At 37.0% G+C, this 18,389-nt stretch carries 9 protein-coding genes; all 9 read right to left on the bottom strand.

The window, feature by feature from the left end:
• Nucleotides 1–17: 17 nt before the first annotated feature.
• Entirely contained in the window at nucleotides 18–1,529 is a 1,512-nt protein-coding gene (locus tag GIY83_RS20995) for a cellulase family glycosylhydrolase (RefSeq protein WP_208683270.1), read from the bottom strand.
• 309 nt (nucleotides 1,530–1,838) lie between these two features.
• Nucleotides 1,839–4,079, bottom strand: a complete 2,241-nt coding sequence (locus GIY83_RS20990; RefSeq protein WP_208683268.1) for a glycoside hydrolase family 3 C-terminal domain-containing protein — start codon at nucleotides 4,077–4,079, stop codon at nucleotides 1,839–1,841.
• A 46-nt stretch (nucleotides 4,080–4,125) separates the two neighbouring features.
• Nucleotides 4,126–5,709 carry a glycoside hydrolase gene (locus GIY83_RS20985; RefSeq protein ID WP_208683266.1) on the bottom strand — a complete coding sequence of 528 codons (1,584 nt, stop codon included), beginning with the start codon at nucleotides 5,707–5,709 and terminating at the stop codon, nucleotides 4,126–4,128.
• A 2-nt stretch (nucleotides 5,710–5,711) separates the two neighbouring features.
• Nucleotides 5,712–7,868, bottom strand: coding sequence for a glycoside hydrolase family 3 C-terminal domain-containing protein (locus GIY83_RS20980; protein WP_208683264.1), 2,157 nt, complete (start codon nucleotides 7,866–7,868; stop codon nucleotides 5,712–5,714).
• A 145-nt stretch (nucleotides 7,869–8,013) separates the two neighbouring features.
• On the bottom strand, nucleotides 8,014–10,020 hold the full coding sequence (locus GIY83_RS20975) for a glycoside hydrolase family 97 protein (RefSeq protein WP_208683262.1): 2,007 nt from the start codon (nucleotides 10,018–10,020) through the stop codon (nucleotides 8,014–8,016).
• Nucleotides 10,021–10,370: 350 nt separating this feature from the next.
• The gene (locus GIY83_RS20970) at nucleotides 10,371–12,770 is read right to left on the bottom strand and encodes an alpha-xylosidase (protein WP_208683260.1); all 2,400 of its coding nucleotides are present in this window, start codon (nucleotides 12,768–12,770) and stop codon (nucleotides 10,371–10,373) included.
• A 31-nt stretch (nucleotides 12,771–12,801) separates the two neighbouring features.
• Nucleotides 12,802–15,291, bottom strand: a complete 2,490-nt coding sequence (locus GIY83_RS20965) for a glycoside hydrolase family 2 TIM barrel-domain containing protein (RefSeq protein ID WP_208683258.1) — start codon at nucleotides 15,289–15,291, stop codon at nucleotides 12,802–12,804.
• Between the two features lie 125 nt (nucleotides 15,292–15,416).
• Complete coding sequence (locus tag GIY83_RS20960) at nucleotides 15,417–16,787, bottom strand: hypothetical protein (protein ID WP_229029148.1); 1,371 nt, start codon at nucleotides 16,785–16,787, stop codon at nucleotides 15,417–15,419.
• Nucleotides 16,788–16,809: 22 nt separating this feature from the next.
• Entirely contained in the window at nucleotides 16,810–18,381 is a 1,572-nt protein-coding gene (locus tag GIY83_RS20955; protein ID WP_208683256.1) for a RagB/SusD family nutrient uptake outer membrane protein, read from the bottom strand.
• Nucleotides 18,382–18,389: the final 8 nt, after the last annotated feature.

Below are 18,389 nucleotides of genomic sequence, written 5' to 3'. Positions count from 1 at the left end.
TAGGTGAATCTATTATTTTATTGTAATCCTTCGATCATTGCATTTAAGCCCTGAGTATCAGAAACTGTATTATTAGATCTATTAATGATTCCGAAACTGTTGTCGCCAAGACTTCCTTCATCCCAATAGAACGGCAATAGACCATTTGCTTTGGCTGTTTTTACCACCGTTTTTAAATAATAGGCTCTTGAGCTGAGATGTAAAGTTAATGCATCTCCGGTTAAACTCGTACGGCGTATGGCGCCAAACTCTCCTAACAAAACAGGAATTCCTTTATCTACAAACTGATTTTTCATTAATTTGAAGTATTTCTCTAAATCAGCTTCTTCACCCCAAGTTGCATTTCGATCTGTACCTGTCGCTGAGTGATAACCTGTTCCCCAATAGTAGAACATTTTGCCCCATGATTCGTCTTTGGTTAATCCGGCGAAATTCCATGGTGTATAATAATGTACTTCGACCATCATGCGATTTACTGCTGCATCTGTTGGCAAACTAGTCATTAACTTATTTGTTTTTTCGATATCTGTTGTTGGTCCCTGAACGACTAATGTTCTGTAAGCATTTTTACCTCCGGTTGAACGAACAGCATCGATAAAAGTTTGGTGATAAGAGGTTAAAACTGCCATTTGTGCCGCGTCTTCAACTGCTGGTTCATTGGCACTTGCAAAAAGTAAATGCTCGTCGAATCCGCGTAATTGTGTTGCGATTTGTTCCCAGAATGCTTTTTGTTTAGCGTTGTTTTCTTCTTTTTTGGCTTCGGTTATATTGTTTTCCAGCCATCCACCATCCCAGTGAATGTTTACTACAACATACATATTATTGTCTACACAATATTGCACGACTTCTTTTACGCGGTTGAGCCAATCTGCTTTGATTTTTGCTGTAGCCGAATTTTCTAAATACTGATTCCATGAACATGGAATTCTTATCGCATTAAATCCACTTGCTTTTACAGCATCGATGAGCGCTTTGGTTACTTTTGGATTTCCCCAAGCGGTTTCTCCGTTAGTAGCTTCTAAAGTGTTCCCAATGTTCCAGCCCAATTTTATTTTTGCTGCAAGTTGTACAGCAGTGCTTCCCATTCCTGAAGCATCAGCCGCAATAGGGTTTGTGTTGTAACTTGGATATAAACCTGTAACAGGATTTCCTGCTGCCTGCGAAACTGCAATTTGAATCGATGGAGCTTCCGCTGAGCTTAATGTTAGGGTTGCTGTTCTAGCCTCTTTAGTAGTGTTTTCTAAAGCTGTTATTTTTACGATAACAGTTCCTTTTACTCCTGATGTCTGGCTTAATTCTATCCAGTTTGCATTTGTACTCGTAATTGTCCAAGCCTGCACATTGGCAGTAACTTTCACAATAGATTCGCTGCCTTTGCCTAAAAAATCAATTTTATTGGCATCTGCAGTTAGTGTATTTTCTACCGGTACCGGATCTGCTAAATCTTTTTCTGAACTACACGCCCAGATAGTCAAAAACGACAAACATAAAATGGCACTAAACAGGTAACTCTTAATAGTATTTTTCATTTGGTTTGGTTGGTTTAATAGTTAGTTTTAAGTTTTATTCACGCAAATTCATTTTTATTCATTAAAATAACCGTTGGGCGTAATGCGTAAAAAATTAACTAAACACATAGAAACATAGATCTTATGATTTTGAAAAAAAGCAAATCAAAAAGAAACTCGTTTCTCACACATAGCTATGTTTGTTAATGCAAGTGAAACGCCTTTTTGAGTTCAATAAATTCTATGTTTCTATGTGTTAAAAATAATTACACCCTACAGATTAAAATAATGCTCTTTAATAAAAATCAAAGAGCATTAATGTTTCAGGTATTATTTGATTGTTACAACAACCTCTTTTTTGATATCTCTTGAAGAGTTTCCTAATTTTAAAGTGTATTTTCCTGGCTCAACCGTCCATTTTTTATTGGCTACATCATAGTAAGCCAATTCTTTTACGGGAACTTTGATTGTTACAGTGTTAGAACTTCCTGATTTTACCAATGTTTTCTGGAAACCTTTTAATTCCTGTGCGGCACGTGTTATTTTAGAATCTGCTTTTGAAGTGTACAACTGAACTACTTCTTTACCGTCTACTTTTCCTGTGTTTTTTACGTCTACAGAAACTGTAATGGTTTCGTTTTGTGCGTACGATTCTTTGTCTGATTTTGCATTATCGAAAGCAAAAGTGGTGTACGACAATCCGTATCCGAAAGGATATAATGGCGCGATATTTTTAGTATCAAACCAACGGTATCCTACTAAAATTCCTTCGGCATAATTTACTGTTTTTCCTCCAGGGAAACTGTTTGTGGCGTGTGCCGGAGAATCCATGATTTGTTTAGGCATTGTCCAAGGCAATTTTCCTGACGGATTTACTTTTCCTAAAATGACATCGGCCAAAGCATTCCCTCCTTCAGATCCGTTAAACCATGTCCAAACTAAAGCTGACGTTTTTTTGCTTACAGCATCAATATCAAAAGGTGCACCGGCAACCATTACTACAATCGTTTTTGGATTTACAGCCAATACTTTCTGAATTAATTCTTCTTGTCCAAATGGTAATTTTAAGTTTCTACGGTCAGAAGCTTCTGTTTCGTAATCACGGTTTGAACCTGCGAAAATAATAGCAACATCAGATTTTTTAGCAGTTTCTATTGCTTCCTGCAATTTAGCCGGATCTAACTGATCGATTGTTACCGGACCATTTGAGGTTATGTTTCCTAAATTCCCCTTGTTTTTTTCGTCGTAACGCTCTAAATATCCTTCGGCATAATTGATTTTTACTGATGATGGTAATCTATTTTTTAAACCTTCAAGTGGTGTAACTTCTCTTTTTGTTTTTACTCCTGCTCCAAATCCGCCCAGAGCATTTTTTTTTGTTGCGTTGTTTCCAATTACAGCTATAGATTTTACTCCGTCTAATTTTAATGGTAATGCATTGTTGTCATTTTTCAATAAAACAATGGCTTCAGCGGCAATTTTATAAGCATCCTGATAATGTGCTTCGGTTGCAATGCTTCCTTTTACACGTTCTTTTCCACCCATTGCTTTTACCTGAAACAAGGTGCGAAGAATTCTTTTTACGTGAACATCAATTTCTGCTTCTGAGATTTCTTTGTTTTTAGCAGCAGCAATTAATTTATCGGCAAGAAAAAATTCATTGAATGGTTTTGGTGTTCCCATTTCAATATCTAATCCATTTTTTAAAGATTTTACTGTAGAATGCACCGCAGCCCAATCTGACACTACAACGCCTTTAAATCCCCATTCGTCACGAAGGATTTTATTTAGCATATAATCATTCTCGCATAAATATTCTCCTCTAAATTTATTGTAAGCGCCCATTACGCTATACGCATGAGCCTCTTTTATAGAAGCTTCGAATGCCGGAAGGTAAATTTCACGAAGTGTACGCTCATCGATTTGTACATCGACAAAATCACGATTGGTTTCCTGATTGTTGGCTGCAAAGTGTTTAACACAAGCCATTACATCATTATCCTGTAAACCAACAATCAATGGCACTGCAATTTTTTTGTTCAAAAACGGATCCTCAGACATGTATTCATATGTTCTTCCTCCAAGTGGCGTTCTTACAATATTTATGGCTGGTGAAAGCAACATGTCTTTATCTCTGGCACGTAGTTCCTGCCCCACACTATTCCCAAATGTATACGCCATTTCGGCATTCCATGTTGCGGCTAAACCTCCGCCTGCAGGGTAATAGGTTGCAAAATCATCTGTTAATCCTGCCGGAGCCCAATTGTCGCGCGAAATTTCTTCACGAACTCCTAGCGGTCCGTCGGCCATTTTAAGTTCAGGAATTCCTAAACGCTTTACACCGCCAGAAGTAAACATGCTGTTACCATGCAACATTCCGATTTTTTCTTCCAATGTCATTTGAGCGACTAACTTGTCGATTTCGGCATCAAATTCTGATCCTATTTCTTTTCCCTGATACTCTTTTGCTTCACCTGAATCTGAGCTTACTGAACTTTTTGCATCATTTTTACAAGAGGTAAATACTGCAAAAGCTAATGCTGCTGATAGGTATATGATTTTGTTTTTCATGCTTAATAAATTTATTTTTAGTTTTTTGATAGTTTTTTAAAAGGAATTATTGTTTTACCAAATTGAACAGCACCACATCATTCTCATTCATTTTATATGTTGTACTGTATGTTCCTTTTGTATTGATGGTTACTTTTTCTGTTGCGATCAAAGCGCCATTATTTTTTTCTTTTATCTTTTGTACTTGTTCACGGTTTAACTGACTTGGTTTTCCTAAAGCCAGATAATCGGCGTAAGCATCATTGACTTTATATCCTACTTTATAGATTTCTAAAGTGTAGTTTCCTTTTTGCAAACCATCAATTTCAATTTTTACACTTCCTTTGGGTTGAGATGGTAAATCTTTAATATAATACGATTGATTATTAACTGAATCTCCCGGATGCGTATTGGTAAAATCCCAAAACAGCAACTGAACATCTCCTTTTGCATTTTTAGTTATCCACGAAGAACTGTCTTTGTTTTGAAGTTCTGTTTCGCCTAATTTATTTAGAAAGGCATAAGAGAAATAGGCTGGTTTTTTGATTCCCTGCGTATTCAATAATCCGAAACCTCCGTGAAAAGGGGTGAACCTTGGACCTGGTTCTTCAAAAATATCAGTAAAAACCCAATACGACATCGAGTTTGCCGCATTACCAACTTGTTTGAGCTTTTGCAAAATATACGCTGCCGAATGGTAACTGTCGTGAACAGGATCTGCCGGAGTATAGGAAGAACTCCATTCTGTATAATGCAATTCAAGATTTGGCTTAGCCGAATTTGAAATTTGTTTTCGTGAGTTGATTACATCGCCACTCACACTCGATTCATCTTTATTTAGAACAGTTCCCGTAGTTCCGAATTCATCCAGAAATCCTTGTTTTACTCCGTAAGTATGTGTCGAAATAAAATCTAACGGAACATTATTTTTCGCACAAAAGTCTATTGTTTCCGAAACCCAGGCTGCTCCTGCTGATGCCGGGCCACCTACTTTGTAAGCTGGATTTACGCTTTTAATTCCTCGGACCGCATATTCATATAGTTTAAAATATTCTGCCTGAGTTCCTGTCCAGAAACCCGGCGTTAAATTAGGTTCGTTCCAAACTTCAAAATACCATGTTTTTACTTCTTCGACTCCGTAACGTTCTGTGAAATGCTGTGTTAGGTTCCTAATTAAATCTTCCCACTTTTTATAATCTTTTGGAGGCGTAACATTTCCTTTCCACCAAAAAATAGTCTGACTTCCGCTTGCTAATGCGTTGGGCATAAAACCTAATTCTACAAAAGGTTTCACTTTTATACTTAAAAGAAAATCATACAAAGCATCAATATATTGGTAATTGTATTTCGGATTTCCTTTTGAATCTTCTCTGTAAACCGCCATATCATCAGACAATAAACCGTGCATTCTGATGTATTTAAAATCACATTCTTTTTTGGTCATTGCCAATTGCTGTTGCCAGTCGGCGCGCAGGCCTTCGTTTGCTCTTCCGGCTCCAATACATTCTTTGAACATGGTATTTAATGCGCCCGAAGTTTTGTTGTAATCTACTTTTATAGTTCTGTTTTGAGCACTAGCATTTTGTCCAAACAATTGAATATTTGTCAGACAAACTAAGATATACAGTAGTATTAAATTTGTTTTCAGCATAATTATTTGACAGTTATATTTTTAGTGAGAAGAATAGTATCCGAAGCACTTCCTATCTGAATTTCAATTGCATTATTTTCTAGTTCGAATTGTTGTTTTGCTGTATTCCAATATTCTAAATCTTTTGCTTTTAAAATTAATGAAACATTCTTGGTTTCTCCGGCTTTAAAGAAAACTCTCTGAAATGCTTTTAGTTCTTTTTGGGCACGTTCTACTTTTGAATTTAATTGTTTTACATACAACTGAATTACTTCTTCTCCATCTTTACTTCCTGTATTGGTAACTGAAACAGTAACTTTTACTTCTTCATTTTTAGCAATGGTTTCAGAATTGGTTTCCACTGAATTGTATTTGAAAGTCGTATAACTTAATCCGTGGCCAAAAGCATATAAAGGTTTTCCTTTAAAATACATATAGGTTCTCCCATTTCGGATATTGTAATCTAATAATTCAGGCAAATCGGTAATGTCTTTTACCCAAGTCTGAGTCAATCGTCCGGCCGGATTATAATCTCCAAATAAAACATCGGCCAAAGCGGTTCCGGTTTCCTGACTGTTTTGGGTCATGTGTACAATTGCCGGAACATGTTCTTGTGTCCAGTTTATAGCGTATGGAAAACTGCTGATCAAAGCGACAACTGTTTTGAGATTGGCATGATAAACGACTTTAACTAAATCTTCTTGTTCTAATGTCAGGGATTGGCGATCGACTGCTTCTTTTCCTTCACTTGGAACGGGACAATTTGCCCAGCCTGCATTGCAAACCGGATGATTCCCTACAATAACAATTACAGCATCTGCCTTTTTGGCAATCTTCGCTGCCTGACCATCAATGTTATTTTTAGCATAAAGAACCTCAACATTATTGCCCAGTTTATTTTTAATGCCCTGCAAAGGGGTAATAACATAAGGTGGTGTTCCGCTGTACCAATCCAGCAATACTTCATCAGCGCGAGGTCCGATGATGGCAATAGTTTTTAATTTGTCTTTTTGCAAAGGCAGTACTCCTGCATCATTTTTGAGTAAAACAATCGATTTTTGTGTGGCTTCTAAAGCGATTTTTTTATGCGCTTCGGTTTTCCACGGATCAATGGTGTCCTTTCCTGTTCCGATTTTCGAATATGGATTATCTTCTGAAACATCCAACATACCAAGTTTGATCATGACTCTGTAATTACCGCGAATTACGGCATCGATGTCTTTTTCTTTTAAATATCCATGCGAAAGTGCTCCGTAAACGCCTTCGATATATTCATCTAAAAACTGATTAATTCCTGCTTTTACAGCCGCTGCAGCTCCCAAATATGGATCCGGATAATATTTATGATCTGAAAGCAATAGTTTGAATGCGCCTCCATCTGTACAAATAATTCCGTTTTGTCCCCATTCTTTTTGGGTAATATTTTTAAGCATTGGATGTACCATGGCCGGAATTCCGTTTACTTTATTATAAGCCGACATATAGGCGCGGGATCCTCCTTCGACCACGCCCATATAAAAAGGCAAAGCATAATACTCTCGCCAAAGTCTTTCATCAAAATCAGATGATGTATAGGTTCTGCCATCTTCGTTGCTGTTGGCTAAAAAATGTTTCATTAAGGAAGCTGTTTGCCAATATTTCGGATGATTTCCCTGCAGTCCTTTTACAAAAGCAACGGTCATTTTTCCATTAAAGAAAGCATCTTCTCCATAACTTTCTTCGGTACGTCCCCAACGCGGATCTCTGGCGATATCAGCATTTGGAGCCCGAACAACTAATCCGCCGCGATGGTATTTCTGAAATGCATAACGTGTTTCGTAACCTTCAACCTGAGCCACCTTCTGAAGCAAGTCAACATCCCATGTTTCTCCTAAACCGTAAGCCTGAGGAAAAGTGGTTGTCGTAATGGGTTGTTTGTTTTTTCCACCCCATTCTCCCGGTCCGCCAAGTGCTAAACCGTGCAATCCTTCTACATGTCCTGTTCCTGTAACGCCTAATCTTTTTATCGACGGATTTGTGCTTAACGCCTTAACTTTTTCATCCAGGGTCATCAACAATAACAAATTATCAATACGCTTTTCAGTATCTAATTTAGAATCCTGAAAAGGATATTGCTTTTGCTGTGATAACACCAAATTGACCGACAAAAGAAAAACAATATGCAGAGTTAGGTTTTTCATTTAAAAAATTGTGGTTATTAGACCCAAAACATTTTTTAAAAATTATCGGGTCTGAATTTTTATAAATTATTTTTTTTTAAAATCTAATCGTTACGTTAGAATACCTAACAGGTTTTGGAAACCTGTTAGGATATCAATATTATAATTATAGTTTTTTAAATCTAATAGCTGTTCCTCCTGCTCCACCTAAATGCAATTTTAGTGAGTCTGAAGCTTTAACGGTTTTCTTCGAAATTGCTACTGCTTCCGGATTGTGTTTTTGATCTGTTCCTTCGGCATCAGCATAAATTTGTGCTTCGTATGTGGCATTTTTATCTAAGAAGGATAATGAAATTTCAAGATCTCTTGGGTTTTCATTTGTAATACTTCCTAAAAACCAATCGGCGCTGTTTCTGTCTTTACGAGCTGTGGTGATATATTGACCAATTTCTCCGTTCAGTACTTTTGTGTCTTCCCAATCTGTTGGTACATCTTTCAAGAATTGTAATGCTGGTTTCCCTTCGTAGTTTTCAGGAAGGTCGGCTAACATTTGAATTGGAGAATAGGTTGTTACATAAATGGCCAATTGCTGCCCCACAGTTCCCTGAATTCTTTTTCCGGGATATCCTTGTTTTACCTCAACATCAAAAATTCCAGGCGTAAAATCCATTGGTCCTGAAAGTAATCTTGTAAACGGAATAATACTTAAATGATTTGGCGGATTTCCTTCGCTCCAGGCATTGTACTCTTGTCCGCGTGCTGCTTCTCTAGAAACCATATTGGGGAAAGTTCTGCGTTCTCCGGTATCTTTTATCGATTCGTGGTATAAAACAGCTAAATCATATTGTGCTGCTTTTTCTAAAATATATCTGAAATAGTTTACTCCAAATTGCCCGAAGTGCATTTCTTTCATGTTTAATTTAGAACCTACGTGGCCAATTTTTACGGTATGAATTCCAAGTTTCTTGTATAAAGCAAAACCTTCATCAACTTGTTGCAAATAATTGATCAGGTTTGAACCTGTTTCGTGATATCCAATTAATTCAATATCTTTTTTCTTAGCATATTCTACCACTTTTTCTAAGTCGAAATTGTCTGCATTTTTCGTAAAACTGAACATGTGCATACGGTTTTCGTACCAACCCGGTGTCCAGCCTTTGTTCCAGCCTTCGATCAATAAATGATGAAATCCTTCTTTTGCTGTAAAATCAATATATTCTTCGGCGTGTTTTGTGGTCGCACCTTGTTTGTCGCTTTCCCAGAAAGTGTATTTTCCAATATGCATTCCCCACCAAATTCCAAGATATTTATAAGGTTTAAAATAGCTGTCGGTATTTTTTAATTTATTTGGTTCGTTCAGGTTTAAAATCAGATAGGATGTAATTAAATCTGTTGGTTTTTCTCCAATCTGAATGGTTCTCCAAGAAGATGTGAAGGTATCTTTTACACGAACTTTTACGCCGTCTGACCAAGGCACAAGATCTGTTTTTAGTTGTGTTCCTACATTGTTTACCAAGGTTGTACTAGCATAATCAATAAGGTTTGCCTCGTGAAAACTTAATGCTAATCCGCTTTTACTTTCAATTGTTAATGGAGTTAAAACGGTATCGAGTTTACTAACCGGTGCTTCTTCAAACAAGTACTCATCTCTGTTTTCTCTGTTGGCCGGAATCCACCATGCTTTTCCATCTTCTTTCAGGTTAAAAGTCGTTTTTTCATCCATAATGAAAATACTGTCTTTTACATTTTGTTTTGGATATACATATCTGAAAGCCACTCCGTCATCGAAAGCACGAAACTGGATTTCTAATTTACGTTTGTTGCCGCTTTTTTGCTGTAACTCGACTACTAATTGATTGTAGTGATTTCTGATGTTTTTCTTTTCTCCCCAAACTTGTTCCCAGGTTTCATCGAAGGTTGAGTTTTTTACATTTTTGATTTCAAAATTAGAACTAAAGTCTTCATTTCCTTTTAGTAAAAATCCTAAATCTGATGGTGTAATCACTTCAGTTCTGCCGTGTGACACTACATACTTTGGAGCATTTTTTACTAACTCAAATTTAATTTTGTTTTGCCCGTTTGGCGATGCCAATTCGTAAGCATTTTTGTTTTTCTGACTGTATCCCATCGAAACTGAAAGGATTAAAGCGGGAAGAATGAGGTAATTTTTCATGATATTTTTCTTAATTCATTTTTAATAAATCGGGTGTTGCTTGTGCTTTCACCCGATTTAGAAACTCAACAAAAACTTATTTTTATCCTAAGTTGGGATTATTTTATTTTAAACACATAGAAACATAGGATTTTGTAGACTCAAAAAAGGCGTTTCACTTGCATCAACAAACATAGCTATGTGTGAAGAAACTGGTTTCTTTTTCGTCTTCTTTTTTAAAGAATAAGAAAACCTATGTTTCTATGTGTTTAATTTTTTTCACGCAGATCTCACAGATTTAAGCAGATTTTTAATTTTTAATTCTCAATTTTTAATCCTTTTAATCTGTGTAATCTGTGGCATACATTTCTTTACTTTATCCACTCTGTTTTAAAAGTGGTTTTTCCTTCTAGTGCATTTGGTGCAACATTAAAATTGTTTCCGTTTTTGGTTACTTTTATTTCTTGTACTACATCGCCGTCCGGTAAAAATACTTTGGCTGTTGCCGAAGTTGTTTTGTCGCTGGCATATACTTTTAAGGTTAATTTACTCCAATCCATATCTTTTGTAGATTGTGCTAAAGCGATGTGGGGCAAAGCTGTTCCGTCTTTTACTAAAACTACGATTGGTACTTCTCCGGCTTTAATTTTATGCCAGCCAGATTGGTATACTTTTTTGGTTTGATAATCAATCCATGTTCCTTCAGGAAGATAAACGTCTCTTTCGGTCACTTCTTCAAAAAGTGGTGCAACCAACATACTTGAACCAAATAAATATTCGTTATCAACTAACCAGGCTCCCGGATCATTTGGATATTCTACGAATAAAGCACGCATCATTGGTAATCCTTTTTGAGAGCTTTCTTTCGCCTGAGCGTAGATATACGGCATCAGTTCATAACGCATATTATCTGCTTTTCTAAATCCTTCAAGGAAATCTTTGCTGTACAACCAAGGTTCGCGAGGAGGTTCTCCGTGGCTTCTTACGTGTGATGTAAACATCCCGAAAGGTGCCCATCTTCTGTATAAATTCTCCGGTGATTTTGTGGCAAATCCTCCTACGTCATGACTCCAGAAACTGAATCCGCTTAGACCTAAAGAAAGTCCACCGCGTAATTCTGCCGACATTGCGCCGTTTGTAGTTTCGGCATCTCCACCCCAATGCAATGGGTAACGTTGCGATCCTGCCCAGGTACTTCTTGCCCAGATAAGCGTATATCCTTTTTCTTTTTGAGTAATTTCGGCTACAGCCTTATTGTATCTTAATGGATATAAATTGTGTTCGTAGAAACCTGTTCTTCCGGAATGGTAAATTCCGTCCGGTGGTGCTGCCTCTCCAAAATCTACTTTGAAAACAGCCACCCCCTGATCGAACAAATGTTTTAGCTTTGCCTGATACCAGGTTACGGTTTCAGGATTTGAGAAATCCAGAACTGCATCTTCATACGGAAGATTTCCTTTACGGTCTCTTACGGCTAAATTCTTATCCATGATTTCATTAAACAATGAGTTTTTTGGTGAGAAATAAGGCAATTGCCATAAACAAACCTGAAAACCATCTTTCTTTAAATCGGTCATCATTTTTTCTGCATCCGGGAAACGTGATTTTGCAAACTCGTAATTGTTTCTCCAGTCTACATCGAACCAACCGGTGTCAAAGTGAATTACATCTGTTGGAATTTTATATTTACGCAAATCTCTTGCTACATCACGACCTTCTTTTTCTGAAAAATATGTGATTCTACTCATCCAGAAACCAAATGACCAAAGTGGCGGCATCGCTGCTTTTCCCGTCAAATCTGTGTATTGATCCAAAACATCTTTTGGTTCTCCTATAAAGAAAAACAAATCGGCTTCGTCATCGCCAATGTACATTTCGTTAGCACTTGAATAATATCTCCCAAAGTCAACTGTAATGGGTGTCGAATGGTGCATGAAAACTCCGTAACCACGGCTGCTCATATAAAACGGAACGGGTTTGTACATGGTTTCGTTCTGAATTCCGTTAGCATCATCTGCCCATAACACTACTTTTTGTCCGCGTTTATTGAATTGTGTGAAAGATTCTCCACAACCAAATATTTTTTCGTCCGGTTCTAAGCTAAAAGCAGCTCCCATACTTCTGGAATAATCGCTGTTTCTGCGCACATACGAAAACGGAAGTGTTGGTGTATAGGTATTTTTGAAATCAGAATCGTGAAGTGTACTGGTCAACAGTTTTCCTTTTTCATCGTAAATTTTTACGTGCCACGGTTTCGATAAAATCTCTACTACTCCGTGTTTGCTGGTGTATTTGTGTCCGCCTTCTATTTTAGAATATTTCCATAATTCAGGATGATTGGGCGCAACACCGTTAATCAACATTAACGATTCCTTTTCAGGATGAAATTGTGGTCCTGAAGTCGTTTTGATTCTAATGGTTCGATCTGAAACAAACTGAATTTCGAATGGCAATAACGGCGAAGCTTCATATTCTGTGGTTGGAAATTCGTTGGCTTCGACCACATCGGGCTTCATCATCATGTTGTTGAAAGCCTGACGTGTTTTGTAATTGTATCTCAGATATTTTATAGTTCCTTTTCCTGTTGCAGGATCAAAAGCTGTAAGTTCATCAGCGAAATAAAAGGTATTCAGGTAATTCTGAAAATCCTTGCTGATATCTATCGGAGCGTTTAGCACATCTGCGTTCTGAATTTGTGCGGACGCTTTTGGCGAAAGCAATAATCCAAAACCCATGAATAGAGATAAAGAAGCTATCTGTATTTTTTTCATTGTGTGGTTATTTAGTTTTATTAATAGTCTTTTATTCTGCTGTAATTACAATTGTAGCTTGTTTTAATCCATTTGCTTTAGCGGTTAATTCCAGTCTTCCTGTTTTTGTGTCAGACTGAACAATGACTAAACATTTTCCGTTAAGCGCGGTGTGTTTTGAACCTTTGTATGATTCGTGACTTACCGGATCTCCACTGCAAACACCTACAATTTTTCCGTTTCCTTTTAAGGAGAAATTAATTTCGTTATTGGCATTTGGAGCCAAAATTCCTTTAGCGTCGAGAATGTCTACCGTTACAAATGACAGATCATTACCATCGGCTTTAATTGTACTTCTGTCTGCTGTCAGTTTTAAATTGAATGGATTTCCGGCTGTTTTAATTTCGGTTTCCAGAATTGTTTTTCCGTTTTTACGGGAAACTGCTTTTAGAGTTCCGGGTTGAAAAGGAATTCTCCACATTACATGCAAATCATCTCCTTTTTTACTTCGAACTCCAACTGATTTTCCGTTAAGAAAAAGCTCAACCTCATCTGCTTTATTGTAATATGCCCAAACGTCTACAGTTTGCCCCGCTTTCCAGTTCCAATGCGGGAAAATATGCAAAACGGTTTTGTCTGTCCATTCGCTTTGGTACATATAATACACATCTTTTGGAAAACCGGCTAAATCTACAATTCCGAAATAAGAACTGATCGATGGCCATTCATAAGGAGTTGGTTCTCCGATATAATCGAAACCGGTCCAAATGTACATTCCGGAAAGGAAATCGTGTTTTTTGATCACTTTCCAGGTGGCTTCATGCGTAGAACCCCAAGGTGTTTGTACCTGATCATAAGCTGAAACGGTGTTGTCCGGATTTCCTCCAGTAAATTTTTGATCCCATCTTACCGGCCACTTTTTTATGGTATCTGAAACGGCATCATAATAACCACGGGTTTGCAAGCCTGAAGTAGTTTCGGTTGCAATGAATGGTGTATTTGGGAAATTTTTTTGATGATACTCGTAGGTCTGATGTGCATAATTGTAACCAATTAAATCTAAAACTCCAGATGCAGCGAGTGGATTAATCGACACATTTTTTTTCTCAAATTGTAAGGTTACGGCATCAATATTCATATTTACCGGCGGATTCATCGCTGCAGTCAACGGACGTGTTTTATCGTACTGGCGAGTAATTGCGGCTAATTCTTTGGCAATTTCAACTCCTTTTTCATTCCATTGTTCCGGAATTTCGTTACCAATACTCCAAACAAAAATACTTGGATGGTTACGGTCGCGCAGCAATTGATCTATTAAATCTTTTTTGTGCCATTTGTCCCAATCGTTTCCATAATCGTATTTGGTTTTGGTTTGTTTCCACATGTCGAAAGCTTCATCCATGACAATGAAACCCATTTTATCGCATAAATCTAAAAGTTCCGGAGCGGGTGGATTATGAGAAGTCCTGATTCCGTTTACGCCCATTTCTTTCATGATTTCTAACTGACGTTCGATGGCGCGTGTATTAATCGCAGCGCCCAAAGGACCTAAATCATGATGTAAACAAACTCCTTTTATTTTTACCTGTTTTCCATTTAAAATAAAACCTTTATCGAGATCAAATTTAAAATCCCGGATTCCGAAATTGGTTTTGTATTGATCTACAATTTTATCGTCAACCGAAATTTCTGTAACGGCTGTATACAATTCAGGTTTTTCAACAGACCATAAAGTTGGTGTTTCGACCTGGGTTTCTTGTTTAATGGTTTGATTGGCATTGGCACCAATTGTTATATTTTGAGTAACCGATGTTACTTTTGTATCTTCTTTAAAAATAGTAGTGGTTACTGTTGCTTTTTTTGAAGCTGTGTTTTGGTTTTGAATAGTAGTTTCAAAATGTACCGAAGCTTTTTCGGCAGTAACTTTTGGTGTTGTCACATAAGTTCCCCATTGTGCAACGTGTAGTTTATCAGTGGTTTCGATCCAGACATTTCTAAAAATTCCTGATCCTGAATACCAACGTGAATTGGGTTGTTTTGAATTGTCAACCTTTACAATAATTTCATTGTCTTTGTCTCCGTAATTTAAGTATTTGGAGATTTCATATTGAAAACCAATATATCCGTTTGGACGTTTTCCTAAATAATGTCCGTTTACCCAAACTTCGCTGTCTTTGTAAACGCCATCAAAAATAATGGATGTTACTTTACTGCTATCTGCAGCGGCAACTTTAAATGTTTTTTTATACCAGCCTAAACCTCCGTTTAGTGCTCCGCCTCCGTATCCGGCAGGACTTTTTTCATCAAAATTACCTTCGATACTCCAATCGTGAGGAACGTTTAATGTTCTCCATTTGGTTGAAGCTCCAATAGTATCTTTGTCTTGTATGCTATCATTTAAATGAAAACTCCAATCTGAATTAAAAGAAACTTTTCTGTTTGCAAAAGCATCCTCCTTTTTACTGCAAGAGCCCAATAAGATAATTCCGATTAGCATTAATAATGGTAGTCCATTATTGAAATATTTTCTTTTATGCTTCATTTTGAAAGGATTTTTAATATTGAAAAACAAATATAAACATACCGATAGGCGACTTTATAAATCCCCTACCGGTTGTTTTATACTTTTAAACAATCTGGCTTTTAGTTATAAAAAGCCACAATTATTTAAGGGATGATGTAATGGAAAACAAACCACTCATCTTTACCGGCATCATAAGATGTCCCTAACCAAATACCTTTTTGAAGATAATCTTTATTGTATGCTTTTACTACTTTAATCACATTTGCAGTTGGACTCATCCAGCTCGCTGAATTTTGAATCAGTGTTTCTTTTCCTAAATTAATTTCGTTGGTTGCTGCATTTATCGTAAAAATTCCTGTAGTTACAACACCTTCCTGACTGCGGGTATAGTTTAATTTACCACCCCATTGATCAAAACGTATCCATGAATTACCTGCAACAGCTGCCCAGCCAGGATTCCATCCCCAATCTGAAGAACTACCTGGTCCAGTTGTCCAGCCTTTACCTGCTGCAACCCAGTCAACAGGATTACCTGCTGCGTCTAAGTTCCAAACTCTTCCTGCACCAGCGCCTCCTGTTAGCATTGTCAACAATTCGCCAGGAGCAAAAGTAGGATTGAAACCTTCGTCAAGAACAGGCACTGTAACCGGAGGAACGTAGGTATCTGCATGTTCTTTAGAAACAAAATTCCAGATATACCACCATGGTCCTTCGCTGTTGGTTCTCTTAATAGCAATTCGTAACTGATTGTCTGTAAGTGTTAATACTTTTATTTCACTCGTCCAGTTGCTTGCATTTGCAATATAATTGTCCGGTCTTAAAATTGTAGCTCCGGTTGTAGTCAAAGTATGTGCATTAACATCTAAGAAATAGGCTCCGCTTTCAATACTAGTTCCGTCAGCTTCATGAACCGTCATAAAAGGTCCTCCATCAAGGCTGAATGTCATGTATCTTCCCCAGTGCATATCTGCATCTGTACTTGAATTGGCATTTCCTGCAGGTTCCCAGTTTGGAGAGAATTTATTCCATTCTACTACTGTGCTAGGATCTGCATAAGACATTGCCCCCTGCGCTAAACCATATTTACCGTTGTCAAGTACCCATGATTTTTTATGACCAACTCCACCAGATAATGCAGTCCAAAGTGGATCATTAACATAATTCAAGTTGTCCTGACTTACTGTAATGGTTACCGGATCTAATTCGACAATACCACCATCTGTTACTGCTGAGATTTTAATAGTATAAGAACCTTTAAAAGCATATTGTACTTTTTGTTCCGCTTTATTCGATTTTCCTGTAACATAGTCCCAATTTAACACCACTCCTGGAGTTGTGTTTTTTAATAGTACTGTATTTCCTCCCGGATCTGTAACTAAATCCTGTGTGATTTCAAAATGTATATCTGATTTATTCATTGGTTCATCCAGAGAATAGGTATCTGGAGAACAAGATGAAACCAGCATTAGTGCTAACACCAAAAATGATGTAATTAATAATTTAATATTTTTCATTTCTTTGATTTTTTAGTTAAAATTACCAACCAGCATTTTGTTTCAAAAGTCCTCCTGATAATGTAATCTGAGTATTCGGGATTTGCATCAATCCTTTTGTTTCCTGAATTTTACCTGCCGAAATTGTTTTTGTTGTAGGAACTCCACCATTTAATAATGTTGTAGTTTCTGCAATACTTGTAGATGCTTTTCCAATTCCCTGACGTAATAAATCATAATATCTTACTCCTTCAAGAGCAAATTCAAGGCGTCTCTCGTTCAAAATATTATCAGCATTTACCGGTAATGAAACAAAATTTTCTTTGTAAGCTCTTTCTCTAACTTCATCAAAGTAACGCTGAGCATTTCCGCTTCCTAATTCTGCAGCCATTAATAAAACATCTGAGTATCTTAACACCACATAATCCTGAAATTGGCTTATGTCCCAAAATTGGCTTCCCATAGCAATAGGAAGATCTACTCCATCTTTATTCACCATTGGAGAATACTTTTTATTGTAATATCCTGTGTATTCTCTTTGGCTGTTCTTTTTATCAAATGGTATCTTTTCTTCATCAACTCCAATGATACTTGCAGTACGTCTTGTATCTGTTGCGCTGTACGCATTCCATAATTTTGAGTTTACAGTAACTCCCCAACCACGGCCATACGGATAAGATGAAAATTCTCTCATCCCAAACATTACCATCCATTGGTTACTATCTGTATTTCCGTTGTAGTCACTTGTGTAAGTGTATTTTATTGAAAACACAAATTCTCTATTGCCTTCTCCTGCATATTTATCTACTGAAGCTGCTGGCCAAAGAGTAGAAAAATCAGCTAGTAACCCATGACCACTAGAAGAAATAACATCTTCTAAATGTCCTAAAGCCTGAGTTTTATTTACTACACCAACTAAATCAGATTTTCCGTAATATCCTGTGTAATATAAATAAACACGTCCTAGTAAAGATTTTGCTGCCCATTTTGTAACGCGTCCGTTTGGTTTCGCATTATAAGCTTCTGTAGGCAAATTGTTTGAAGCAAATACTAAATCATCTGCTATTACTTTATAAATTGCTTCAGGAGTAGCTTGCGGAACATCTTCAGAAGAAGGTGTTGTTACCAAAGGCACATTTCCCCATACACGAGTCATTTCAAAATAAAGATAGGCTCTTATAAATCTAGTCTCAGATTCGTATGTATTTCTTAAAGCAGTATCTCCCTGCCATTCGATCTGATCCATTTTGGATAATAACATATTACAACGATAAATTCCTTTGTAGTAAGCGATCCAATTGGTATTAAGTAAATCAGTATCTCCAGGAGATCTTGAAATATCAAACTCATCCATTACTGCATAATTGTAACCATCTGAATTTCCTGTACCTCCAAAACAATCATCAGACATAACTTCGCTTAATACAGGAATTCCCACTCCTGCACCACCTGTTGCCACCTGCATTCCGTCATAACAACCTACTAATGCTGTATAAGCATCGTCTTTGGTTTTGTAAAAACTTGTATCTATTGGAGTCAAAGGCTCTGTTTCTAAACTACAAGAACCCAGAGACAATAAACTCAAACAGAAAATATATAAATATGTATTTTTCATCTTTTTAT

The organism is Flavobacterium sp. SLB02, assembly GCF_009664855.1.
In the GTDB taxonomy this organism is placed as follows: Bacteria; Bacteroidota; Bacteroidia; order Flavobacteriales; family Flavobacteriaceae; genus Flavobacterium.
The sequence above is the reverse complement of the archived record's forward strand: the minus strand, read 5'-3'. Positions and strand labels throughout refer to the sequence as shown.

Bases quoted from the DNA above. Each gene is read 5' to 3' on its own strand.
- GIY83_RS20995 (WP_208683270.1), bottom strand. From the start codon at position 1,529: ATGAAAAATACTATTAAGAGTTACCTGTTTAGTGCCATTTTATGTTTG.
- GIY83_RS20990 (WP_208683268.1), bottom strand. From the start codon at position 4,079: ATGAAAAACAAAATCATATACCTATCAGCAGCATTAGCTTTTGCAGTA.
- GIY83_RS20985 (WP_208683266.1), bottom strand. From the start codon at position 5,709: ATGCTGAAAACAAATTTAATACTACTGTATATCTTAGTTTGTCTGACA.
- GIY83_RS20980 (WP_208683264.1), bottom strand. From the start codon at position 7,868: ATGAAAAACCTAACTCTGCATATTGTTTTTCTTTTGTCGGTCAATTTG.
- GIY83_RS20975 (WP_208683262.1), bottom strand. From the start codon at position 10,020: ATGAAAAATTACCTCATTCTTCCCGCTTTAATCCTTTCAGTTTCGATG.
- GIY83_RS20970 (WP_208683260.1), bottom strand. From the start codon at position 12,770: ATGAAAAAAATACAGATAGCTTCTTTATCTCTATTCATGGGTTTTGGA.
- GIY83_RS20965 (WP_208683258.1), bottom strand. From the start codon at position 15,291: ATGAAGCATAAAAGAAAATATTTCAATAATGGACTACCATTATTAATG.
- GIY83_RS20960 (WP_229029148.1), bottom strand. From the start codon at position 16,787: ATGAAAAATATTAAATTATTAATTACATCATTTTTGGTGTTAGCACTA.
- GIY83_RS20955 (WP_208683256.1), bottom strand. From the start codon at position 18,381: ATGAAAAATACATATTTATATATTTTCTGTTTGAGTTTATTGTCTCTG.